Annotated in this window: 26 protein-coding genes and 1 other RNA gene; 6 read left to right on the top strand and 21 right to left on the bottom strand. The window is 68.4% G+C overall.

Going from position 1 to position 22,080, the window contains the following annotated elements; genetic code table 11:
• The first annotated feature begins 3 nt into the window (after positions 1-3).
• The 5 genes from ftsX to ssrA all read left to right on the top strand — a co-directional run bounded on the left by ftsX (position 4) and on the right by ssrA (position 3,961).
• A complete protein-coding gene (gene ftsX / locus AC4H2G_RS13620) occupies positions 4-915 on the top strand; it encodes a permease-like cell division protein FtsX (protein WP_494366268.1) in 912 nt (303 codons plus the stop codon).
• Position 916: 1 nt separating this feature from the next.
• Positions 917-2,356, top strand: coding sequence for a peptidoglycan DD-metalloendopeptidase family protein (locus tag AC4H2G_RS13615; protein WP_494366267.1), 1,440 nt, complete (start codon positions 917-919; stop codon positions 2,354-2,356).
• Between the two features lie 93 nt (positions 2,357-2,449).
• A complete protein-coding gene (gene smpB / locus AC4H2G_RS13610) occupies positions 2,450-2,920 on the top strand; it encodes an SsrA-binding protein SmpB (RefSeq protein WP_494366266.1) in 471 nt (156 codons plus the stop codon).
• 106 nt (positions 2,921-3,026) lie between these two features.
• Complete coding sequence (locus AC4H2G_RS13605) at positions 3,027-3,440, top strand: hypothetical protein (protein ID WP_494366265.1); 414 nt, start codon at positions 3,027-3,029, stop codon at positions 3,438-3,440.
• Between the two features lie 153 nt (positions 3,441-3,593).
• Positions 3,594-3,961: a transfer-messenger RNA gene (gene ssrA / locus AC4H2G_RS13600) on the top strand.
• Positions 3,962-4,239: 278 nt separating this feature from the next.
• Here ssrA and AC4H2G_RS13595 read toward each other — a convergent pair.
• The 17 genes from AC4H2G_RS13595 to AC4H2G_RS13515 all read right to left on the bottom strand — a co-directional run bounded on the left by AC4H2G_RS13595 (position 4,240) and on the right by AC4H2G_RS13515 (position 19,491).
• The gene (locus AC4H2G_RS13595) at positions 4,240-7,053 is read right to left on the bottom strand and encodes a fibronectin type III domain-containing protein (protein WP_494366264.1); all 2,814 of its coding nucleotides are present in this window, start codon (positions 7,051-7,053) and stop codon (positions 4,240-4,242) included.
• 177 nt (positions 7,054-7,230) lie between these two features.
• On the bottom strand, positions 7,231-7,518 hold the full coding sequence (locus AC4H2G_RS13590) for a holin (RefSeq protein ID WP_494366263.1): 288 nt from the start codon (positions 7,516-7,518) through the stop codon (positions 7,231-7,233).
• On the bottom strand, positions 7,518-8,438 hold the full coding sequence (locus AC4H2G_RS13585; protein ID WP_494366262.1) for a hypothetical protein: 921 nt from the start codon (positions 8,436-8,438) through the stop codon (positions 7,518-7,520). The genes AC4H2G_RS13590 and AC4H2G_RS13585 overlap by 1 nt, the downstream gene beginning before the upstream one ends.
• Positions 8,438-8,731 carry a putative phage holin gene (locus AC4H2G_RS13580; RefSeq protein ID WP_494366261.1) on the bottom strand — a complete coding sequence of 98 codons (294 nt, stop codon included), beginning with the start codon at positions 8,729-8,731 and terminating at the stop codon, positions 8,438-8,440. Before AC4H2G_RS13580 ends, AC4H2G_RS13585 begins: the two co-directional genes overlap by 1 nt.
• The gene (locus AC4H2G_RS13575; RefSeq protein WP_494366260.1) at positions 8,728-8,934 is read right to left on the bottom strand and encodes a DUF7620 family protein; all 207 of its coding nucleotides are present in this window, start codon (positions 8,932-8,934) and stop codon (positions 8,728-8,730) included. Before AC4H2G_RS13575 ends, AC4H2G_RS13580 begins: the two co-directional genes overlap by 4 nt.
• The gene (locus AC4H2G_RS13570; RefSeq protein WP_494366259.1) at positions 8,931-9,230 is read right to left on the bottom strand and encodes a hypothetical protein; all 300 of its coding nucleotides are present in this window, start codon (positions 9,228-9,230) and stop codon (positions 8,931-8,933) included. The genes AC4H2G_RS13575 and AC4H2G_RS13570 overlap by 4 nt, the downstream gene beginning before the upstream one ends.
• Positions 9,231-9,255: 25 nt before the next feature.
• Positions 9,256-9,867 (bottom strand): hypothetical protein, encoded by a 612-nt coding sequence (locus AC4H2G_RS13565; RefSeq protein ID WP_494366258.1) that lies wholly within the window; start codon positions 9,865-9,867, stop codon positions 9,256-9,258.
• A gap of 9 nt (positions 9,868-9,876) precedes the next feature.
• Entirely contained in the window at positions 9,877-10,338 is a 462-nt protein-coding gene (locus AC4H2G_RS13560) for a hypothetical protein (protein ID WP_494366257.1), read from the bottom strand.
• A 442-nt stretch (positions 10,339-10,780) separates the two neighbouring features.
• The gene (locus AC4H2G_RS13555; RefSeq protein WP_494366256.1) at positions 10,781-11,938 is read right to left on the bottom strand and encodes a hypothetical protein; all 1,158 of its coding nucleotides are present in this window, start codon (positions 11,936-11,938) and stop codon (positions 10,781-10,783) included.
• Positions 11,939-11,980: 42 nt separating this feature from the next.
• Entirely contained in the window at positions 11,981-14,308 is a 2,328-nt protein-coding gene (locus tag AC4H2G_RS13550) for an alpha/beta hydrolase family protein (RefSeq protein WP_494366255.1), read from the bottom strand.
• Between the two features lie 44 nt (positions 14,309-14,352).
• Positions 14,353-17,190 carry a phage tail tape measure protein gene (locus AC4H2G_RS13545; protein ID WP_494366254.1) on the bottom strand — a complete coding sequence of 946 codons (2,838 nt, stop codon included), beginning with the start codon at positions 17,188-17,190 and terminating at the stop codon, positions 14,353-14,355.
• 9 nt (positions 17,191-17,199) lie between these two features.
• On the bottom strand, positions 17,200-17,397 hold the full coding sequence (locus AC4H2G_RS13540; RefSeq protein WP_494366253.1) for a hypothetical protein: 198 nt from the start codon (positions 17,395-17,397) through the stop codon (positions 17,200-17,202).
• Positions 17,398-17,411: 14 nt separating this feature from the next.
• Positions 17,412-17,930: a DUF7426 family protein gene (locus AC4H2G_RS13535; protein WP_494366252.1), complete on the bottom strand. Its 519-nt coding sequence runs from the start codon at positions 17,928-17,930 to the stop codon at positions 17,412-17,414.
• Positions 17,927-18,454 carry a phage tail tube protein gene (locus AC4H2G_RS13530; RefSeq protein WP_494366251.1) on the bottom strand — a complete coding sequence of 176 codons (528 nt, stop codon included), beginning with the start codon at positions 18,452-18,454 and terminating at the stop codon, positions 17,927-17,929. Before AC4H2G_RS13530 ends, AC4H2G_RS13535 begins: the two co-directional genes overlap by 4 nt.
• Complete coding sequence (locus AC4H2G_RS13525) at positions 18,454-18,666, bottom strand: hypothetical protein (protein WP_494366250.1); 213 nt, start codon at positions 18,664-18,666, stop codon at positions 18,454-18,456. The genes AC4H2G_RS13530 and AC4H2G_RS13525 overlap by 1 nt, the downstream gene beginning before the upstream one ends.
• A gap of 1 nt (position 18,667) precedes the next feature.
• Positions 18,668-19,072: a minor capsid protein gene (locus tag AC4H2G_RS13520; protein ID WP_494366249.1), complete on the bottom strand. Its 405-nt coding sequence runs from the start codon at positions 19,070-19,072 to the stop codon at positions 18,668-18,670.
• A gap of 83 nt (positions 19,073-19,155) precedes the next feature.
• Positions 19,156-19,491, bottom strand: coding sequence for a hypothetical protein (locus AC4H2G_RS13515; protein ID WP_494366248.1), 336 nt, complete (start codon positions 19,489-19,491; stop codon positions 19,156-19,158).
• A 37-nt stretch (positions 19,492-19,528) separates the two neighbouring features.
• Here AC4H2G_RS13515 and AC4H2G_RS13510 point away from each other — a divergent pair, with 37 nt between their 5' ends.
• Positions 19,529-19,825, top strand: coding sequence for a hypothetical protein (locus tag AC4H2G_RS13510; protein WP_494366247.1), 297 nt, complete (start codon positions 19,529-19,531; stop codon positions 19,823-19,825).
• Here the strand turns inward: AC4H2G_RS13510 and AC4H2G_RS13505 are convergent.
• Genes AC4H2G_RS13505 through AC4H2G_RS13490 form a run of 4 tightly spaced genes read right to left on the bottom strand, consistent with a single transcriptional unit; the run spans position 19,822 to position 22,071 of the window.
• On the bottom strand, positions 19,822-20,160 hold the full coding sequence (locus tag AC4H2G_RS13505; protein WP_494366246.1) for a hypothetical protein: 339 nt from the start codon (positions 20,158-20,160) through the stop codon (positions 19,822-19,824). The two genes, AC4H2G_RS13510 and AC4H2G_RS13505, sit on opposite strands and share 4 nt — an antisense overlap.
• Positions 20,157-20,660: a hypothetical protein gene (locus tag AC4H2G_RS13500; protein ID WP_494366245.1), complete on the bottom strand. Its 504-nt coding sequence runs from the start codon at positions 20,658-20,660 to the stop codon at positions 20,157-20,159. The genes AC4H2G_RS13505 and AC4H2G_RS13500 overlap by 4 nt, the downstream gene beginning before the upstream one ends.
• A gap of 20 nt (positions 20,661-20,680) precedes the next feature.
• Positions 20,681-20,839: a hypothetical protein gene (locus tag AC4H2G_RS13495; protein ID WP_494366244.1), complete on the bottom strand. Its 159-nt coding sequence runs from the start codon at positions 20,837-20,839 to the stop codon at positions 20,681-20,683.
• 2 nt (positions 20,840-20,841) lie between these two features.
• Positions 20,842-22,071, bottom strand: a complete 1,230-nt coding sequence (locus tag AC4H2G_RS13490; protein WP_494366243.1) for a phage major capsid protein — start codon at positions 22,069-22,071, stop codon at positions 20,842-20,844.
• Between the last annotated feature and the right edge of the window lie 9 nt (positions 22,072-22,080).

Below are 22,080 nucleotides of genomic sequence, written 5' to 3'. Positions count from 1 at the left end.
GGCGTGCGCCTCCAGTTCATCCTCACCGAGATCGGCCAGGGCCTGCGCCGCAATCTGTCGATGACGGTCTCCGTGGTGCTCGTGACGTTCGTGTCGCTGACGTTCGTCGGGGCGTCCATGCTCCTGCAGACGCAGATCGACAAGCTCAAGGACGACTGGTACGACAAGGTCGAGGTCTCGGTCTTCCTCTGTCCCGTCGGCTCCCCGGAGCCGACGTGCGCCGGCGGCGAGGCCAGCCCCGAGCAGATCGCCGCCCTCGAGGACGTGTTCGAGTCCGAGCTCGGCGACGAGATCCAGACCGTGTACTTCGAGTCCAAGGACGACGCGTTCGAGGCGTTCGCCGAGCGCTACCCCGACGGCTATCTCGGCACGGAGCTCACGGTCGAGGACATGCAGGCGTCGTTCCGGCTCAAGCTCACGAACCCGGAGAACTACGAGGTCGTCAACGACGTCGTCACGGGTCGGCCGGGCGTCGAGGTGGTCGAGGACCAGCGCCGCATCTTCGACTCGCTGTTCCTCGCGCTCAACCGCGCGTCCCTGCTGTCCGCCGGTCTCGCGGCTGTCATGCTGCTCGCGGCGGTGCTGCTCATCACGACGACGATCCGGCTCTCCGCGCTCAGCCGGCGGCGGGAGACAGGGATCATGCGCCTCGTCGGCGCGTCCAACCTCTTCATCCAGCTCCCGTTCCTGCTCGAGGGGGCGATAGCCGCCGTCTTCGGTGCGCTGCTCGCCGTCGGCGGGCTGTGGGTCGGGGTGAAGTACCTCGTGACCGACTGGCTCTCGCAGTCCGTCACGTGGGTGGCCTACGTCGACGAGTCGGACGTCCTGGCGATCGCGCCGGTCCTCGTCGGCATCGCGTTCCTGCTGGCGGCCATCTCCTCGGTCGTCACGCTCAACCGGCACACGAGGGTATGAGATGACCCCCACGAACAGTCCCGCACACCGCGGTGCGGCCCGGTCGCCGCGGCGCCTGCTCGCCGCCGTCCTCGCCGCGGTCGTCCTCGTCACCGGCGTCGTCACGGGAGCGAGCGCGGACGACATCGACGACCGGAGGGCAGCGGCCGAGCGACGGCAGCAGGAGATCCTCGGCAACCGCGAGCAGCTCGCGGCCGAGCTCGAGGGCACCGACGCGGCGCTGCAGCAGGCCGTGCTCGACCTCCAGGAGATCGAGGCACGCCTGCCCGTCGCCCAGGCCGAGCTCGAGGCGGCCGAGGCCGAGGTCGAGCGCACGCAGCGCGAGGCGGAGCTCCTCGCGCAGCGCCTCGAGGACGCGCTCGCCCAGGAGGCGTCGATCGCCCAGGAGATCGAGCAGAGCGCGACCCAGGTGGCCGACGCGCGGTCGAGCATCGCCGAGATGGCGCGCAGCGCCTACCGGGGCCAGGGCGACGTGTCGAGCCTCGGCATCGTCACCGGGGCCGAGAGCACCGAAGAGTTCATCGAGGAGTACGCCGCGTCGTCGACCGCGGCGCGCAGCCAGTCCCGGACGCTCCAGGAGCTCCAGGAGGCCGAGGCGGTCGGGCGCAACCGCGAGGCCCGGCTCGAGGCGGTCCGCGAGACGATCACCGACCTCAAGGCCCAGGCGGACCAGAACGTGGTCGAGGCGCAGGCCGCGCGCAAGGCCGCTGCCGACCGCAAGGCCGAGGTCGAGCAGCTCATCGTCGAGCAGCAGGCCAAGAAGGCGACGATCGAGGACCGCAAGGCCGCGGCGCTCAAGCAGATCGAGCAGAACGAGAAGGACCAGGCGTCGCTGCAGAGCGAGCTCAAGGGCATCATCGCCGAGCAGGCCGAACGCGACCGCAAGATCGCCGAGGAGGCCGAGCGTCGTCGTCAGGAGGAGGAGCGCCGCCGGCAGGAGCAGCAGAACCAGCAGAACCAGCAGAACCAGGGCGGCGGCGGTGGCGGTGGTGGGGGAGGCGGCAGCGTCGCGCCCGCCCCGCCCGCCCCGCCCCCTCCGACGTCGAGCGGGCTCTCCTACCCGACGACCGTGCCGCACATCACGTCGAGCTATGGCATGCGCCTGCACCCGACCCTCGGCATCTGGCGCCTGCACGCCGGGACCGACTTCCGTGCCTACTGCGGGACGCCCATCATCGCGTCGGCGTCCGGCACGGTGCTATTCGCGCGCCGCTACGGCGGCCTGGGCAACCAGGTCCTCGTCAACCACGGCATCATGGGCGGGCAGAGCGTGATGTCGAGCTACAACCACCTGTCGCGGTTCGCGGTCTCGCCGGGCCAGTGGGTCGACAAGGGCTCGATCGTCGGGTATTCGGGCAACACGGGCACCTCGAGCGCGTGCCACCTCCACTTCGAGGTCTACGTCGACGGGAACACCGTCGACCCGATGAGCCGGTTGTAGCCGCACCTGCGGGATAATCGGTACCGGGCGGCGTCGGGCACCCGTACCCTGACGAGCCGAACAGCATCAGACCCACGAGGACGGTAGGACGACATGGCGAAGGACAACGGCCGCAAGGTCGTCGCCAGCAACCGCAAGGCACGCCACGACTACGTGATCGAGGACGTGCTCGAGGCGGGGATCGTCCTGTCCGGCACCGAGGTCAAGGCGCTGCGCATGGGGCGTGCGTCGCTGGTCGACGGGTACATCGACGTCGACCGCGGCGAGGCGTGGCTCGAGAACGTCCACATCCCCGAGTACACCGAGGGCACGTGGAACAACCACGCGCCGCGGCGCAAGCGCAAGCTCCTGCTCCACAAGGAGGAGATCCTGCGGCTCGAGGCGAAGACCCGCGAGAAGGGCCACACCGTGGTCCCGCTCCAGCTCTACTTCCTCGACGGCCGCGCGAAGGTCGAGATCGCGCTCGCGCGCGGCAAGAAGGAGTACGACAAGCGCCAGGCGCTGCGCGAGAAGCAGGACAACCGCGAGGCGCTGCGTGCGATGCGTCAGCGCGAGATCCGCTGACGTCGGGTCGACGTCCCCGTCCTGGGGCTGGTGGGAGCGCCCGCGGCGTCGTACGGTCGAGACCGGCCGCCGGCAGCGGCGGCGCCCGACGCCGACAGGAGGACCCATGGTCAAGCTGCGCCAGTACATCCCGCGCCTCGCCGCAGGTGCGTTCATCCTCAACTCCGGCCTGAGCAAGCGCGACGCCGACGACGAGGCGGCGCAGGGCTATCACGGCATGGCCGCAGGGGTGTACCCGTTCCTCGACGAGATCGAGCCGCAGCAGTTCACGAAGTCCCTCTCGACGGCCGAGATCGCGCTCGGCGCGGCGCTCGTCACGCCGTTCGTGCCGACGGCGCTCGTCGCACCCGCGCTCGCCGCCTTCTCCGCTGGCCTCGTGGGTCTGTACCTCAAGACGCCCGGCATGACGCGCGAGGACGGGATCCGTCCGAGCGACCAGGGGATCGGTCTGGCGAAGGACGTGTTCCTGCTCGGCATCGCCGGCGGCCTGCTCGCGGACGTCCTGAGCCGTAAGAGGTAGGGCACCGGGCGGGGCCCTCGAACGCACGCCCGAGGGTGCGGCGGACCGGAGGGAAATACGTGGTGGGCTGTCGGTGTTGATCCCGTAGGCTGTACCTTGCTGCACCGCCCGACGGGTTCGTCCCGGGGAGGGGCAGTGGTTGACAACTGCACAGGGGGTGATCGGTTTCGACGGTGGTCGTGCTTCGAGGAGAAGCGGGCCGAGGATGCAGGCTTATCTCGTAAACGATGTCTGCAAACTACAGGTGCCGATAACAAGCGCACCGACTTCGCACTCGCCGCCTGAGCGAGTCCTGAAGTCCGTCAGCCCGAGCTAGCTCTCGACTCGGATCCTGGCGTCATCTAGAGAGCCACTGCTCGCAGTCCTCGTCACCGGGGCTGCGGGGACTTCTATGGTGACTGAGCCCGTCCGCACCTTGTCTGCGTGAGTGCGGGGGCCGAGAAAATCTGCAGCAGACTGCGCCCGGAGAAGTCCTCGATCGGCGTCACCGGACCGGGGTTCGATTCCCCGCACCTCCACCCCTGCTGAACTGGCAGGATGCACGACACGGCAGGCCACGTATGCACACCGCGTATGCATCCCCAGACAGTGAAGACACACAGAGACGCCACCCGGAGCACATCCGGGTGGCGTCTCGTCGTGTCACACCCGCACGCGACGCTGCCCGCATGGAAAGTGTGCAGACCTGTTCGGACACCACGCGGCGCACACGTTCCGGGGACGACGAAAGGCCCCTCGCTCCCGCCGAAGCGAGAACGAGGGGCCAGTGTCCCGGGATTGGGGGCGCGCACCCGGGAGTCTAGGAAGCGGCGATGGCTGCGATCTCAGGCTGCGTCAGAACGCTCGCGTACAGCCGGATGTCGTCTACCGTGCCGGCGAGGTTCACGAGCGCGATGCCGGAGCCGGTCAGCGCCGTACCGATGCGCACCTTCGTGAAGTCCGGCAGGGACACGAGGCCCGCCACCCGTTCGAGCACGCCGTTGCGGTAGAAGTTCGCCTTGCCCCCGGTGTACGTGAAGCACAGGTGCTGCCACGACCCGGACGTGACACCGGACGGGACGATGGAGTCTTCGGTCTCCGCGACGGTGCCGTACAGCCCGTACCGGAACGAGGTGCCGGAGTGGTAGAGCGCGAGCCAGCCAGGGCCGGTCGTGTCTCCGAACGTGATGACGGCCTGCACGCCACCCGTGACCTGCCGGACCCACGCCATGAACGTGAAGTCCGTCAGGGCGGCGTCCCAGATGGGGCTGGGCACGGCAGAGGCCGGGCCGGTGAGGCCGCTCCCCGTGCGCCCCGTCGTCCACCCTGTCCCGCTCAGGGTGAGGTCGTGGCTGCCCGCGTCGTCGGCTGTCGTTGTGCCCGAGCCCTCGTTGAGCTGGTAGTGCGCCACGGGGACAGGGCCGGTGGGTGCGCCGGACGTGGTGAACGTGACCGACCCAGGCGTGGACTCGTTGCCTGCCGCGTCCCGTGCGTACACCAGAACGGTGTACTGGGTGCCAGCGGTGAGGCCGGTGAGGTTGGCGAACAGGGTGGTGACGTTCTGCTCGGGACCCGCACCCGTGACGCGGTAGCCGGTGACGCCCACAGCGTCCGAGGAGGCCGACCAGGGCACGGTGGCGCCGGTAGCCGTCACGGACGTGGGGGTGCCGACGACGGGCTGTGTCGGGGGCGTCGTGTCGGACGGTGCGGCGATAGTCGAGACGTTGAGATCCGACGACCACGCGCCCTCGTTGCCCGCCGCGTCACGTGCCTGCACAGCGAACGTGTACGCCGTGGACGGCGTGAGACCGGTGACGGTGCGTGTGGTCCCGGAGAACCATGCGGACGGTGTGCCGCCGTTGGTCCGCACCCGGTACGTAGCACCAGGCTCCGGGGCCGTCCACGTCAGCGCCACCGACGTAGATGTGACAGCCGTGTCGTCCAGCCCTGTGGGGGCGGCAGGCGGTGTGGTGTCGGTGGGCGGCGGGTCGACCGTGCCCGTGGTGCCAGTGACGATGCCCATGCCCAGCAGCATCGACGCGACCTTGCCCCAAATGGCCCGGCGCCCGTCGTTGTTGAGGTGCACGTGGTCGTGCAGCAGCGACGGCGGGACCTGGTTCGCGGTCGACGCGGCGTCGTCCGCCGGCGTCGGGGCGACGCCCGCCCACTGCACACCGTGGCGTGCGAAGAACAGGCGCGAGTTGAGCACGCGCGGCCCGGCCTCCTCGACGCAGATCTCCTCCATGTCGATGAGGCGTTCCCAGCGGGTCTCGCCGGGGTCGTCGCCCGTGCGCCACGCCGGGGTGATGACGAGCGCGCGACCGGGGTGTGCGTCGAGGAACGCGCGCAGGTCCGTGCGGAACTGTTCCAGGCTGAACGGCTCCTTCTCGTCGTTCGTGCCAGCCCACCACACCCACGCGCACTCCGGGTCGAGCTGGTCCGGGACGAACACGGAACCGGGCAGGCACGCGACCGCAGTCCCCGAGCTCGCGCGGGTGAATGTCGCGTTGCCGGTCCTGTCGCCCACCTCCACGATGGTCCCGTGCACGCCCGCGAGGGTGCCGACGTGCGTGCCGGACGTGATCCACCAGGGCGAGGGTGCGTCCGCCTCGGTGATCGTGACAGCGCCCGACGTGGGGATGGTGTTGTTCTGCACGGTGAGGGCAAGCGGGCGCCCACCCGATGCGATGGCTGCCCACGTCGCGTAGGCCCCGTAGTCGGCGCGGCTGATGACCTCGACGTCGCCACCGAGGGCTGCCGCAAGATGCTGCGCGCCCGTCAGCCCGGTGCTGTCCTGCTGGTTCGACGCCATCGAGTCACCGACGATGCGGACCGCGTTGAGCAGGCCCGAACCGCCGCCCGTAGCGTCCTGCCCCGGCTCACCGGCAGGCCCCTGTGGGCCTTCGGGGCCGGTAATCTCGCCGAGCGTGACGACGTTGGTCCATGTGGGGTCCCCGACGTAGCGCCACTGGACCGCGGTGCCGTCGTTGCGGATCTCGACCTCGCGGCCATCCTCGCCATCCTCGCCGTCAGGACCAGGCCCACCCGTGGCGCCTGTGGCGCCGGTCGCACCAGCAGCCCCGGCAGCACCAGTAGGCCCAGCCGGACCCTGCGGCCCAGGCAGCAACTCGATCTCCGCGATGGCGGCTTCGAGCGTGGCCTGAGTGACGCCCTCGATCGGGTTGTCCGCGAGGAACGTCTGCACAGCCGTAGCGATCTGCTCGGGCGGCACAGCGGCCACCTGCAGGTCCTGCACGATCTCGACGAGCGCACCGTGCGCCGTCCACCACGCCGCCTCAGGTGCGGCAGTGGGCTCGAACGTGGCCGGGTCCACCTCGACGAGATCGCCGTAGTCCACGACCAGGGCAGACTCAGGCACCGCGAGGAACCGGGTCTGTCCACCACGAGGCGTGCGCTCCGACACCTTCCAGCACCAGTCCGCACCCGTGGCAGCGGCCTGCACCTCGACCGACTCCGACGCCGGCACGGTGAACGAGTCGGGCAGGACAACGTAGTCGTCCTCGCCCGTCTCCACGTGCCGGCGTCGTGTCGGTGCCCAGTCGAGGAACCCGCCAGACGGAACATCGACCCCATCCTCGGTCGGGCGTCTTAGGTCGATGCGAACCGTGGTCATCGGCACTCCTCAGTCGTCGCAGCACGCAGCCGCAGCCGCGCGCGAGTTGTACGGGGTGCCGCAGTCCCGGCATGGGAAAGGACCGTCCTCCACGGTGGAGATCCGGTCCTCGAGGTCGTTCAGTCGTGAGTCGACGCGCCAGTCACGGTCCGCGTCAGGGTCGTACCGTGCCACGGGTCAGACGGCAGGCTTCTCGTCGTCGTCCGCCACGATGACGCCGACGTACGTGTCCGGGTGCAGGTCGTCCTTGCCGGCGGTGAAGTCCGCGTTGCCGAGTGACGTCGCAGCCGAGAAGAACGTCGCGAGCAGGGACACGCCCAGTGCACTCGACAGGCCTGTCATCCAGTCCACGTCCCACGCCGACACGGCGGCGCCCGCCGCGGCCACGAGGGTCGCGATGAACGTCTGCACGAACGTCTTAATGGCGCGCTCAGCGGCGCCCTTCCAGAAAGCCTTGGTCAGCATCAGGCGTCCTCTCGGGAGATGGTCAGCTTGAGGTCAGACAGCGCCTTGTCGACGCCGCTCTTCACGATGTCCGCGATCGCCTGAGGGTCGGCGCCGGCGTTCTCCGCCACCGCCGCCAGTGCCGCACGGGTAGCGGTGAGCTCGGCGAGCACCGGCCCCGTGATGCGGGTCGGGATCTCGTGGACGAACCGATCGTTCTCGCCGCCCTCCTTGTTGTATCGGGCGTTCTCGAGCACCTCGCGCTGCTCGGACTCCGACAGCATGGGGAGCAGGTTCTTCACGCGCTCCGGGATCTCGCGCAGGTAGCGGAACGTCGTACCGTCCGGCTTGATCTCCCGCGCAGCGTCGAGAACTTCCTTCTTCTCCGGCTTCGTCAGCAGGCCGTACTCGTTGAGCACCGCCCGCAGATCATCCTTGGTAGCCATGTCGAACCAGTCCTCCGGGGTCGGGGCGACGGGGATGCCGCCGGAAAAGTCGGGCACGGTGACGGACCCGCCGCCACCGCTCGAGGTCGAGCGGGAGATGTTCCACGGGCGGGCGTCACGGTCGAGACCGGACACAGAGCGGACGGACACGTGGACGTGGTGCCTGTGCGCGTTCGGCCCGGTGTACGTGCGCCACTGCCCGGTGTCGCGGGTCCAGATGCGGCCCTCGTAGATCACGTAGCGGGTACGCGGGTCGGCGATGATCTGGTTCACCAGGGGCATCGCCTCGCCGGTAGCCGTGAGACCGGCGACAAGGTCCTCGTCGATGTCGATGGCGCGGACGATGCCGTCCGGGGGTGCCGGGTTGTGGTCGGACGGGCGTGCCGCGTGCGACGTGTCCCCGATCCACCCGTCCGACGTCTTGTCCCGGTGCGGCCACAGCATGCTGATCTCGAACCGGAGCCGCCCTAGCGCGGGCGAGAGGAAGTAGGACATCACATCTCCTTCCGGTGTCGGCGCTGGGCGCGTTCGAGCTGGATGGTTCGCTGGATGCCCAGCGCGGCCAGGCCCACATACACGACGAGCACCACGTAGGGGCGGGCCGCGTAGTCCCCCAGCGTGTACGCGGCGACGATGATCCCGAGAGCGATGGCTAGGGCGAGACCGACGCCCCACACGTTTCGGCCCTCCGGCGACTTCCACCAACGCGCGCGGATCGAGTACCACGTCACGAACATGGCCCATGCGAGGAACGCGACCCACGCCGCGACCTCGATCGCAGTTCTCATGACGAAGACCCTCCGCTGTAGGCATCGCGGATACGTTCCGCGAAGTGGTTCTCGATGCGCGCCTCACGAAGTTTCGCGGCGACCTTGCGCACCTCTGGCCCGCGCATCACCGTCGCGTGAAGCTCGTCCACAGACCGGGCCAACGCCTTGTCTGCCTGGACCTGCGCTTGGGCCTGCTCGTTCTTCCGACGCCAAATGCTCACGAGGTGTCCTCCGACGCGCTCGGGGCTGCGGGTCGGTCAGCCGGTACTGGTAGGGCCTGTACGATTCGTAGCGTGGTGCGTGAGTTCTCGAGGAGTTCGGCGTTCTGCTCGTCCTTCTCCTGGATGGTGGTCATGGCTGTGGTCCAGGCTGCGTGCCACGTGTCGGCACGCTTCTCGGCTGCGTCCACCTCGCGGCGGGTGGCGAGTCCGCGCCCGGTGAGGAGCATGATCACGAGGACCGCGACCACACCCCATCCGGACAGGTCGCTCATCCACACCGGGATCCCGTCGATCATGTGCGCCCCCTCAGCCGTCCCGCGATCACGCGGTCGGGTAGCTCGCGCCGTCGAGCGTGACGATGGCGTTGGACCCGATCGTGGCGGCCGTTGCAGCGACGCGCATCGCACCGTCGTTGCGGACGTTGACGCCCGCCACGGTCGGCCCGGACGCTCCCTGTGCCATCGCCCCGACGGAGTTGATCGGGAACTCACCGTTGGACGTGGGCGACGGTGGCAGGCTGATTGCCCAGATCGCGAAGGTGGAGCCCATGCCAGCCGCACGGGTCATGACGCCCTTGAGGTAGCACCTGTCCCCGATGACGCGGTACTTCGGCACCTGGGACGAGTGAGTCACGCCGACGCCATCCGCAAGCGTGATGTTGGTCCATGGCACGTCCGCGATGAGCGCCGTCCATGTGGTCCCGTTGGTCGTGAACTCCCACCGCAGACCGGCCGGAGCGTCCGCCCTGTACACCAGCAGCGGCTCCGACGACGAGGGCGACACAGCCGAGGCCAGTGACGCACGCGCCGTCACGTTCGCCACCGGGACGAACACGCGGCCCTCGAGCGAGTCCGCCAGCGCCTCCATGTCCGAGTGCGGCGCGAACTCGTCCGTACCCAGCGGGTGATACACCCCGAGGTCGTTGCTTGCCATGTCGTCCCCTCACCTGGTCCAGTCGAGTTGAAGCTGCCCGGAGGCAGGGTCGGCGCCTACACCGTTGACGCCCATGTACGGGCCACCGACGATGCCGATGCCGCCGCCGTTGTTCGCGAGTGCCTGACCCCATGAGGTCGGCAGTGAGTGCCAGCCAGCACCCGCGTTCGGGGGCAGGGTGATGTCGTGCGGCCCGGCGACACGGTTCACGTCACCGCCCGGCTTGCCCGTGTTCGTCGTCAGGTACAGGTGCAGCGGGAGCGCGTTGTTGTAGTCACCTATGCGCAGGCGGGCACCGAGCCGGATGCGTGCCCCCGTGACCGTGCGGCCCCGGATCTGCGTCGGCCGCGACCCGTAGAACCACGCGCCACGGTTCTCCCTGGCGCCGCCGTACGACGACTGGAAGACGTTCGTCCCCTGGTACGCCCACGAGCCGCCCACCTGGTACGACCCCGAGTCCGTCGCCGTCACCGTGTGCGTGCCCGTCTGAGGCTTCGGTGGCGGCGGCGGAGGTGTCGGATCAGGTGGCGGCGGGGGCGTCGGCGGCGTCACCGCAGCACCCGCCATGATGCGCGCCGTCGTCGCCTGCCAATCCAGGAACACGTTCGTACCCAGCGCCGGCTCATCACCCGTATACCGAGCCTGGACCGTCCCGAACGACGTATCGACCGGCACCAGCCCACCAGACGCCGCACCAGACACCGTGCCCCCCAGCGCGCGAGGCCCTACGACAGTCGGCCCCAGGATCGACATGTGGCCGTTGATCATGACGACCCTCACCGGATCCCCAACCGTGGGGATGTACCCGGCAGGCCACGGCACTCCTACCTGGATCGACCCGTTCACGTTCAGCACAGGCATCCCCGTCGAATCAGCCACGATGAGGCCCGGGTAGTCCCGGACGATCGGGATGTCAGCCACGAGACACCTTCCTCGCAACCGCCTCCAACGCATCCGCCGGGACGCGCACCGTCAGGCTCATGCGCTTGCCCGGGGTGGACGCGCCCGTCAGCCTCATGCCCACCACGCGGCCCGTCAACGACTGCTCACCGGCCGCCGTAGAAGCCGCCACCGTCACGACGTCGTTCGGCTGCAACCCCGGGTGCGTCAGGCAGTCCACCTCAAGGTCGACCTCACCTGACGCACGGTGCGTCGCCAACGTCGATGCCGCATCCTGCTGCACCGCCGCGCGCGTAGTGCCGATCGACTGATGGAACATCGGCACCTCGCCGAACGGGCCACCCCACGCCAACGGGCCGTCCGTGATGAACGCACGCCCCACGAGCGGGCTACCATCCTCAGTCTCACCACGGGCAATCACCGCGTTGTACACGCCGTCGTCCGACAGGGACCGGGAAACACCCACCAGCACCCCGGACTCCCCGCCCGCGATCGTCCACACCGGACCAACGCCAGTCGCCGGAACCACCTCGAGCGAACCGTCCGCACCCATCCGGTACGCCGCCCGAACCAGGCCCAGGAGGTCCTTCACGTGGTCCAGGCGCGACTCGTCGTAGATGTACCCCGCCGGCATGTTCCGGTCCGTCACGCCGGGGAACACAACCACCGGGCAGATGTCCCCGAGCAGCCTGCCGACCTCGCCAAGCACCGTGTCCTCGACGACCGTCTCCGCGTCCAGACGTGCGAGCTGGATCGTCGCCGTCTCCTCGTCTGCGTCCACCTGCACCGACCCGCCGCCCGACACGCGCAGCACCGACTCGCCCGAGTTGTACGTACGCCACTGCTCCTGCGGCGAGACCGAACGGATCCGCCACTCACCGAGCGGCACCCGGGTTCCCGACGCGCCAAACACGTACGTCACCTGCAGGCGCGACCCACCCGGCCCGAGCGGGTCCGCGAGAGACCACGGAGCGAGAGTGCCGTCCGGGTCCGCGAACGTGAACGACGCCTGCCCCTGCACGTCACGATCAGCCGACCAATTGAAACTCCATGCCGACACGTCCAAGTTCTCCGCGACCACCACACCGCCACGGAAAGCATGGACCTCGAGCCGGTCGCCCGACGTGGTGCCTGCAACCTCCGCGTCCAGATCATCGGAAACGACGCGCACAAGGCACCTCCACGGTGTTGAGTTGTCAGGGGGCGGTGCGGGCTACGGGACGGTCGGGTCGCGCTGGAAGTCGATGTACGTGTCGCCCGGCCGTGTCGCGATCACGTCCTCGTACGACGCGCCCGACTCCCACTCCTGCCACAGCGCGTGCACCTGGTCATAGGTGAAGTAGGGGACGGTCACCTTCATCGACGTCGGGCGCACCTGGTCCACCATCAGGTGCCAGTCGTTGCGGAACCCGACCAGGCCACCCACCACGGGCACTTCCTCGACGTCCCCCGCGATGACGTGTGCCACCGCATCCAGCGGGATGTCTGCCGGCAGACCACGCAGCACCAGCACGCCGGCCGAGTCGAACAGGCGGCGCATCGCCCGCACCAGCTCACCCTGTGCTGCAGCATCGGCCCGGAAGTGCACCGGCACGCGCGACGGAGCCTGACGCGCACCCACCGAACCCACCGGGTAGCGCGCACCCTCCACCGCCGCGTAGTCAGCCACCTGCCCGCGCGTCATCGACGAGAACGACGACGACAGGATCGACACCGCACCGTTCGCCTTCAAGCAAGCGACCGGAACCGCACCACGCGGGTCCAGCGGGTCCTGAATCCAAGCCGTGTCCGACTCGACTGTGATCGTGTCCTGGGTTGTCGCAGGAACGGCCGGGGTGTCGCCATCGAAGTAGGGAGGCAGGGGGCTTGACTCGCCACCACCACCGCCGGAGCTATAGATCTCCGAGAGGAACGGCCCCATCGCCTCGACGCGGTCGTAGCTTCCACTCGCGATCGAGTGGTCACCACCCACCTTCGCGTCGAAACGATCAACAGCAAGCCGCCCAGCCCAGATCTCACGCATGCGCTGACCGCCCCGCGGGAACCACGGCACGGACGTGTCGTCGGTGCCGTAGCAGTGCAGCACCCTGCGCCCATCCCACACGGACGCCGGCCAGTTCTCCGGCGCGTGTTCAGCAGCGGCGACCTGCAGTGCCTCGTACCACCCAGGATCCCCGAGCGTGACCCCGTACGCTGTCGAGAGGTTAGAGAAGTACGCCCCGGATGAGCGCGTGATGACAGTCCCCACTCCGGGCGGGTCTCCCACGAACAGCGTCGAAACGGCGCTGTTCATGATGAGGCCCTGCACGTCGTCGGAGATCGGCGACTGGGTCGCAAGCCATGACGCGACAATGCCACCCATAGAGCGGCCGAGCACCACGACCGGCCCTAGGTCTGCGTGAGCCTTGGCCCAGTCGTAGTAGGCGAGGTAGGCAGCCTGGTCCGCAGTGTTACCCCACGAATCAACAGCGTCCCCGCCGCCGCCGGCACCCTCAACCCAAGCCCACCCGTTCGCGACCAGCCACGAGCGCATCGCCTCCCATGCGGACGACGTCGTGAACGTGTCCGCACTTCCGCCCGAGCCGTGGCACATCAAGAGGATAGGCACGCCAGCCTGCCCCACGGATCCCACCGGGACCCCCATGTTCACGGCGCCGTGCGTCGCAAGGGTCGAATTCAGCGTGACGTACTCGTCGCCCAATGAGGTCTGCTTCCGGCTGGCAAGCGCCCTCGCCTCCGCCTCCGTGTCGAAGATAGTCAGCAGGAGATCATCCGCGTTGGCCACGAACCCATCCGGGGGCGCAACGATCGAGCCGCCCATGCCAGACGAGAACCGCACCACTGCGCGGGCATTGTCCGCACCCGCCGGGACCTGCCCGACGATGCTCACAAGAGTGGTGTCCGACGCCAACGACCCGCCCGTCAACGCGAACCACGAGAGCCCAGACGTGGACACGACAGACGCCCCGGCGCGGTACTGCAACTGCAGCGCCAGGTTGGTCCCGTCAGTGAAGCGATTGACGTGCCCCGTGAACACCACCCACTGACCCGGCACGACTGCCGCCTGGCCAGCAGGCGTGAAGTTCGCAGAAGTCGTACCCGGTGTCGTCCCGGTGATCTGAAACCGGTAGTCCCCAGAGGCAACATCCATGCCGGAGCCCGGGCCGCCCACACGAGCGACCGACGCGATCCCCGAGCCCATCGACGCCACAGCCGCATCCAGCTCAGCCGACGGGTTCGTGACGTAGTTGACCCTCACGGTCGCTCCGGCAGCCGAGACCGCCTGCGATGTCGACGCACCAGGCGTACCCGTCCACTCAAAGCGCATGTCCGGCAGACTATCCGGCCCCGAGTGCACGACCACCCGGTACATCGCCTCCACGTTCAACGGCGGCACGAAATCCCGGAAGAACGCGCTACCCGTACGGGTCACACGCTGCGCACCACGCACCCCATGCCAGGTGTCGCCGCCATCCCACGACACCTCGACCGAGATCACCGACGACACCACCGGATCCAGACCCGTCACCGTGATACCCACCTGAGGCGCACCATCAGCCGGAAGAACCGCAACCGCAACACCCATCAGTGCGACCTCCCCATCGTGTTCGACGAGCCCGCAGCAGAACGATTGGCCGCGGCGAGCGTTCCAGCGGCTACATTCCGCGAGCCGGCCAAGATGTACTCGCCGAGCTCGCGGATGTCCTCACGCGCCAGTCGCGCCGTGACAGGCCCGACACGCGTAGAACCGGACTGAGACACTCCGCCCGAAGCCATCGGCGAGACGCCCATGCGCTTCATCGTCTCCGCGAGGATCGCCATGGACCGGGCCGACCCGTCCAGCGGGATGTACGCTTCAGGCACATCCCCGCGGTCACCAACCACACGCCACGTGTTCGCCGGCACCATCTGCGCAACCGACGTCATCGGCGTCAGATCACGCAGGCCGCCCTCAGCCATGAACTCGAGCACGCCGCCCGCAGCCTGCGCCTGCACCATCGTCGAACCGACCATGATGTTCCGGTTGTTCGCGCGGGCCTGCATGTTGTTGAGGACCGTATCGAGCTGGCTCGGGGACCAGTTCACCGTCGAGTTCACGACGAACGACCCGTCAGGCAGATGCGTGATCTCGTACGCCAGGTTGCCGACCGTCGTCCGCACCGGCCCAGCGTTCGAAGAGATCGCCGTATCCACCTTGCCCGGCACCGCGCCATACGTGTCGATGAGCTGCCACGCCTGATCCTCCGTGAGGCCCATCTGTGTGAGCTGGTTGAACAGCGCCTGCCGACCGAGCTCATACTTCGCGGCCAGCGACTCCTGCGACTCGCCCGCACGCGCACCAGCCGCAGCCTCAGCATCCAGTGCGGCAACAGCGGCCGTGAGCTGCCCGTTGAGCTCAGCCCCGGCCTGCACCGAACCGTCCTGCGCCACCGTGAACGCGTCCACCAGCTGCGACGCGCCATCAGCCGAGTACCCGACCGAGTCGAGCGACTGAGCCGCCGCCAGCGTCGCGTCATGAAACTCGGCCTGCAGCATCTGCGGGATGCCGAACTCGTTGAGCTTCTGCTGCGCCGGGTCAATGCCGTTCTCGATCAGCTCCGTCCGCATCGTCTCCGCGGCCGTCTCCGTCGTGGCGTCGAAGTCCTCGAGCGACGCGATCGCGCCATCCGCCCACTCACGGAACGCCACAGCCCCCTGGTCGCCGGGCGTGAGCCGGTCGATACCCTCCACGGCCCCCGCGATCGCCTCGAGCAGCGGCGGGAACGACGTCGACACGAAGTCGCCGATGGCCTCGGTCCCGGTCGCCATCCCTTCGACGATGGTGCGCCCCAGATCCAGCGCCCCGTTGGCGACGTCAAGGAGGAACCCCACCACCTCGCCGCGGTTCTCCGAGACGAACGTCGCGAAGTCCCCGAGCGGCTCCGAGAACGCCGCAGCAAGGGCGCCCTTGATGCCATCCGCCGCGACCTCGATGTTCCGCTGCGCCTCTTCCATCTTCGTCGCGTCGTTGTTCGCGAGCGTGTCGAACATCGCCTGCGCGGACCCCGTGACGCCGTTGAGCTGATCGACCGCGTTCGACAGGTCCATGGCGAACAGCGCCTCGCCGAGGTCCTCCGCCTGAGTGCCGAACAGGGCCACGGCGGCAGCGTTTCGCGCCACCGGGTCCTCGATCTCACGCAGACGGTCAAGCACCGCCCCGAGGCCATCGCGGGCAGAATCCCCGCCGGCCGCGATCTGACGCGTCATCTCCTCAGCGTTCAGGCCGAGGAGCTTAAACCCGTCAGCAGAGGCCGTCGACCCATCCGTCGCGCGGATCTGGAACTCCTTCAACGCATCCGCCGCGAGGTCGCTGTTTCGCGCGCCCGCGTCGAGGCCCTGGTTGATCAGCCCGAGCGCTTCCTCGCCAGACAGCCCTAGGCGTTCGAACAAGGCTGGGTACTCGGTGAACGTGTCCAGCAGATCCTCCTGCGCGTTAACACCCTCACGCGCGCCCGTCGCGAGGAGGTCGAACGCCTCATCCGCCGTCTTCACGAGGCCAGTCCGCAGAAGCTGCGTCACAGCGACCGAGACAGGCTTCACGTCCTCCTCGAGCACGTCCGAGATGCCCGACAGCGACTCGATGATCGCCTGCGACTGCCGAGTCGTCGCCGACGGGTCCAGCAGGCCCTGCTGCACGGCCAGGCGCGCCGTGTCCATGTTCGCCTCGATGGACTCGCCGAAGACGTTCGCGTACGCCTCGCCGGCAGCGCGCCCCAGACGAGCCGCCTCAGGCTCACTGATGCCCGTCAGCGCCTGCAACCGGTCCTGGCGCACCTCGACCTGCAGACCGCTGTTGATCGCCGCCACCAGGCCCGCCGCAGCCAGTGCACCGATGCCCACCACGGCCCCGACGATCGGCGTAGAGTCCAGCGCCCCGACGATGCCGTCCATGAGCCCGCCGCCGGCCTCAGCACCCGCCGTAGCGCCCGCATCCCCGGCGTCGTCCGCCAGCCCGTCCAACGCCGACTCGGCCTTGGACGTGTCGGCGTCAACCTCCATAACCGCGCGCGCCGACCGCAGCTTGTCGAGCTGGCGCTCCACCGTCTGGATCTGCCGCTCCGCCTTGCCGACATCCGCGGTCACATCGAGCTCGGTGCTCAGCGCGCCCAGGTACTCAAGCTGCCCCTGCAGCTCGTCGAGCATCTTCTCCGACGTGGAGATATCCGCGTCGACCCGCGCCACCGTGTCAGCCGACACGATGCGCTTGGCCGCAGCCTCGACCTTCTCCATGCCGTCGAGAGCCGGCTTCGTGTTCGCGTCGACCTTCGCCTCGATCGGCGTGGACTCGATGCGCTTGCCGGCGCTCTTGACGTCCTTCTCGGCAGCCTCGACCTGCGCCGTGTTTGCGGTGAAAAGAACCTCGAGCTCGGCGGCAGTGGTCATCGCGTCCGCTCACCTCCTGGTCAGTGCCCGCCTCAGAAGCGAGTCCGGGTGATCGAAGAGTGCGAACAGTGCGGTCCGGATACCGGGCCACGGGCGCTCAAGCACTGCCGGGTCGTACAGGTCCAGGTGGTAGATCGACAGGAAGTCCGCCACCACGAGCCGCCAGTTGCTGACGATCCCCAGCAGCGACCCGTCGATCAGCGGCACACCCGGGACGGCCGCTACTTCTTGGGCGTCGCGGGGGATCTGCCGGTAGTCGGCGTAGATGGGGATACCTTGCTCGTCGTGGTCGATCGGCTCACCGAGGCCGTACTCCGCCCAGTCCGCCGCCGTCCACTCCTCGACCCTTTTGGGCGAGCACCACCGGCCTTGCCCTCAGCCTCGGCAAGGTCACGCTCAGGACCCCAGATGCGCTCAGCCACGAAGTCCGCGTACTCGCGCCCACGCGCCCAGAACAGGGTCGCGTACACGCCGATGCGGGCCAGTGTCTCCGGGTCGACGCGGGCCTCGACCATCTCGCGGTACGTGTCCCCGAGTGCCGGGTGAGAGTCGCTAGGCAGGCCATCCAGGACGGCCCGGATCTCGTCCGGCACCTGGTCCCGCCCAACCTCGGCCCGCACAGCTAGCGCGAGCACCTGCCGCATGTCGGCCACGCTGGGAGGCTTCACCGTGAAGGTGCCGCCCCCCAGCGTCAAGACGAGATCCGGCCGAGCCCACGACCCGAAGTCGACGACGGTCACGGCGTCTCAGGCTCCCAACCCGTGAAGGGGTTCGTGATGACCGCGTAGGGTCCGACACCCGTGAGGGTCCACGCCCAGGTCTCCGGGGCACCGTCTGAGCCCGCGTTGGACCGCGTGTACGCGACCGTCGCGATGCCCTGGCCGGCGTCGCTCGGGTTCGGCTCGCCCGACTCCGGCTTGTGGTACCAGCGCACCTCGATCTGTGCGTCACCACCCTTCGCGGTCGGCAGCGTCCGCTCACGCAGCGCCTCGACCTCGGGCAGGTACTCGCCCGTCGTCGCGGAACGGTTCACCTGCGAGGAGAACGCCAGAGCCCACGACCAGCCCGTCACCGACTGGTTCTGCGCACCCAGGTCGTCGTACGTCTGCGCATCAGTGGTGGTCGGCGTGGGTGTGAAGTTGAAGTTGGAGATCCGTCGGAACGGAGTCCAGACCGGCGTCTCCGACGTGCCCGTGTTGACGTCGAGGCCGTACTCGTAGGACTTGCCGAGCGTTGTGCCGGCGGGAAGGGGAACGGGGGACATCATGCCTCCAGGAAGGGATCGGTCTCGTCAACCTGCGGCGCCGTGACGGCCGCGAGGATGTCCGCCTTGACGGAAGCCCCGCCCAGGTCGATGGAGTGCTCCGCCGCGTAGCCACGGAGCTTGTCGACGGTCCACGTCTCAGACGGGAAGCCATCGGTGTCGCGCGGAGGCCGCATCCCGGCCTCCTGGTATCGCTGCTCGGTGTTCGTCATGTCACGCCTCCGCGTTATCGACAGTCACGATGTAGTTGTCGGTCCGCTCTTCACGGCCGTTGGTGTCGGCACCCGTCGGCGCAATCGAGAGCCGCCGGACACCGTTGATCCCCTCCCAGCGGGAGAGCCCTTGGAGCGCGCCGAACGCGACATCAGCCAGGAGGTCCGCACCGTCGGGCACGTTCCTCGCGCCACGGAACCGGAGCTGCACACGCCGGACCTTCAGGCCTGTCACGAGCTCGTCGTCGCCGTCATACACGCGCACGCCGCACGCCTGCTCCGGTGAGGTGCCGATCCGGCCGTAGAACACGCCCACGTCCGACGCCGTGTAGCCCGTGCCCCACGCCCAGCCAGGCAGGGCGCCGAGCAGCTCGCAGAGCCGCTTGGTCAGTTCGGAGTCAGTCATCCTCACCGCCCTCCTCGAGCCGGGCGATGACTGCCTGGAGGATCTCGATGGAGCGTCGGTGCTGCCCGAGGGGGATGTAGGACTCACCCATCGAGCGCCCCCTTGACGTGTCGCTCCACGATCGCGAGCACCTCGGACCGCTTCGCCTTCTCGGCGCGCTCGAGGAACTTCGCCTCACCCGTGTCGTGCTTGATGTCGAGGTCCTCGTGCTGCCGCAGGATGTACGGGTACCCGATGGGGGACTGGTAGCCGACCTTCACCGTCAGGTCGTTCGCCTCGACGAAGCCGGCCTCTTTCAGGTCACCCGTGTCCTCAGGTGCGCGACGATTCGACTCGGCCAGGACCACCTCGGCGCCCTCAACCAGACCATCCCGCGCCGCCTGCTCAATTGTGGAGAGAATGGGGAGGAAGAACTTCACCCGTCACACACCCCCAGCCGCTCGTACCCTAGGTGGTATGAACACTCAGCCGATCCGCCCTACCGGGACACTCCGAGCCTGGGGCTGGCCGCTACTCACCGCTGGCGTCCTCATGCTGCTCGTCGTGTGGCCGCTGTTCTCGATCGGCGCCGTGACGAGCGTCGGGACGGACGACTCCGGGCTACTGTTCTTCGTCGCCCAGTCCGCACCGTTCCTCGGCGTCGCACTCATCGCCGCAGCAGTCGCACTCCTCGTCATGGCAAGCAAGCGTGCCGCCGCGAACAGGGAAGCCACGCAGGCTGTGCAGATGTCCGCATGGCAGCAGGCGAGCTAGGTCGTCGCCACCGTCACGTAAACCAGTCGGCCGCGCGACGTGTGAGGCTTCACCGACAGGGCCACGCTCGTCCGGCCCATGTGCGTAATCTCCGACTGCTCCGTGACCGCCTGCAACGTGTCGACCATGAGCCCGCCGACCTTGATGCGGGGCGGAAGGTGCACCGTCACCTCAGCGATGGACTCCTCACCAGAGTCAGACCGCACGACGCTCTGGCGCGCATCCACTGAGCCCAGCACCGTGAACGGGTCCCCAAACTCGTCGCCCATCCCGCCGCTGCCCTTGAACGGTCGGATCTCGACCTCGTCACGCCACCACGTCGCCGGGACTCTCATGCCAGCCTCGGCAGCGTGTACTTGTTCACGATCGCCTGATGCAGTGGCGACAGGTCGCCGTACGTCACGGAGTAGTCGCCGAGGCGTTCGTTCCCGTGCGCCAGCGTGGGGTCCTGCATGATGCGCTCTGCGAGCCCCATGACGACGTCAGCCAGGTCGGGCGGGATGTCTGCATACCCGTGGGTGACGTCTGCCCGGACGCCACGAAGCTTGGCGGTGAAGCGCGCCCCGTTGGCATGTCGCAGGTAGCCCGCCGTGGACCACTCGACGTCGACGGACTTCCCATCGTCGACAACATCGACAACAGACACGAGGTTCGTAGTCGGCAGGAACACTACACTCGCCCCGGAGCCGTTGACGGTGAACGTCTCCGCCCGCTCCGGGTACACGTGCCACCCGACGATGCCACGAACAACCGCCGAAGCATGATCGAGGGCCACCTGCTTGTCGGTGGAGCGTGAGTCCAGGCCGTCTTCCCACGCAAGAGGCAGTTCACTCACCTGGACTCACGCTCCATCCGTCACTTCGTGGACGCAGTGGTTCGCGCCTTGTTCGGCGCAGTCTTGCGCTGCTTCTCACCGTCGTCGCGAGTCTCGTCCGCCACGAGGCCAAGGCGCTTCGCGTCCTCAGCCCTGTAGCGGACACCGTTCACGACGACCATCCCGGCCGTGGCACCCATGATCAGACCGCCAGGTCAGCGACGACGACCTCACGCGGGGCGTAGAAGAGCTGACGCCCACGCATCTCGGCCCGGACGTACACCATGTTGAGCTGGGCGTAATCCTTGTGCTGGTTGAACGCCAGCACGTTGAGGGGCTCGAGCTGGAGGAAGTTGACCGAGTCGAACCGGCCGACGAGCGCCGTCCCAGCCGTGATCTTGTTCGAGCGAACCAGCGGCACGCCCCACGGCGTCGGGATCGGCCCCTGCTGCAGCGGGTTTCCGAGCAGGTAGTGCCCGTCGGTGCCCTTGAGCAGCCGCAGGTTCCAGATGTCAGCCGGGTTCATCACGATCGCCTGCGCGTCCGTGTCCCCGTTCGCCGTCTGGAACTTCTCCAGCGCCCGAGCGAGAGTCGTCACGACATCGGTGGAGAACGCCTGGGCGAGGGTGCCCGTGGTGTTCATGATGCCGAGCGGCTCCGTGCCGGCGCCCGTCCCGTTGAAGATCTTCTGCTCGACGACACCCAGCACGTGCCGGCGCACACGCGACTCCATGAACGCCGCGAGGGCGCCGTCGTCGGCGAGCGTCTGGTTCGTGATGTCGAAGCCGTCGGCGTAGGTGAACGCCTTCGACTCCTGGATATCCGTGGTGACGTCCGACAGGGGCTTGAGGGCACCCTCCGCGACGACCGCAGCGTTGTTGTTCTCCGAGATCACCTGCGCGTACTCGGAGTACGCCTGGTTGGTGTTCCCCGTGGTGATGAGGTCGAGGAACGACAGCGGCTCGTCGACCGGGAGGTAGTTCCGGTAGCCGGGCTCGCGCTCGGTGCGGATCTGACCGGTGGTGCTGTCGATCGTGGCCTTGCGTCCGATCCCTAGCTCGTGGACACCGCCGAGGCCCTTGGCCTCGATGCGGACCGGGGAGCCAGAGCCGATGCCGGTCGGGTGCGACTTGCGGAAGGCCTTGAAGCCCTCCGACTCGACGAACGCACGCCCGATGCCGCCCGCCTTCGCGGGAGCCTCGGGGCCATTCTCCCCGTCGGGCACATCGGCGGGCGCGTCGGCCAGCCCGGAGACGAGCGCACTCGCCTTCTGTGACTTCTCGAGCCGCTCGGCGAGCTCAGCGTGCTCGGCGGCCTTCGCTTCGATGTCCGTGGACTCCTCGGGAGTCAGGTCGCGGTCCTCGGCCTTCGCCGTGTCGACCGTCTTCTGCATGGCAGCCTTCAGGGCCGCCATCTGCGCCTTGAGATTCATCGTCTTGCC

The organism is Cellulosimicrobium sp. BMG9.23, assembly GCF_059159985.1.
The sequence above is the reverse complement of the archived record's forward strand: the minus strand, read 5'-3'. Positions and strand labels throughout refer to the sequence as shown.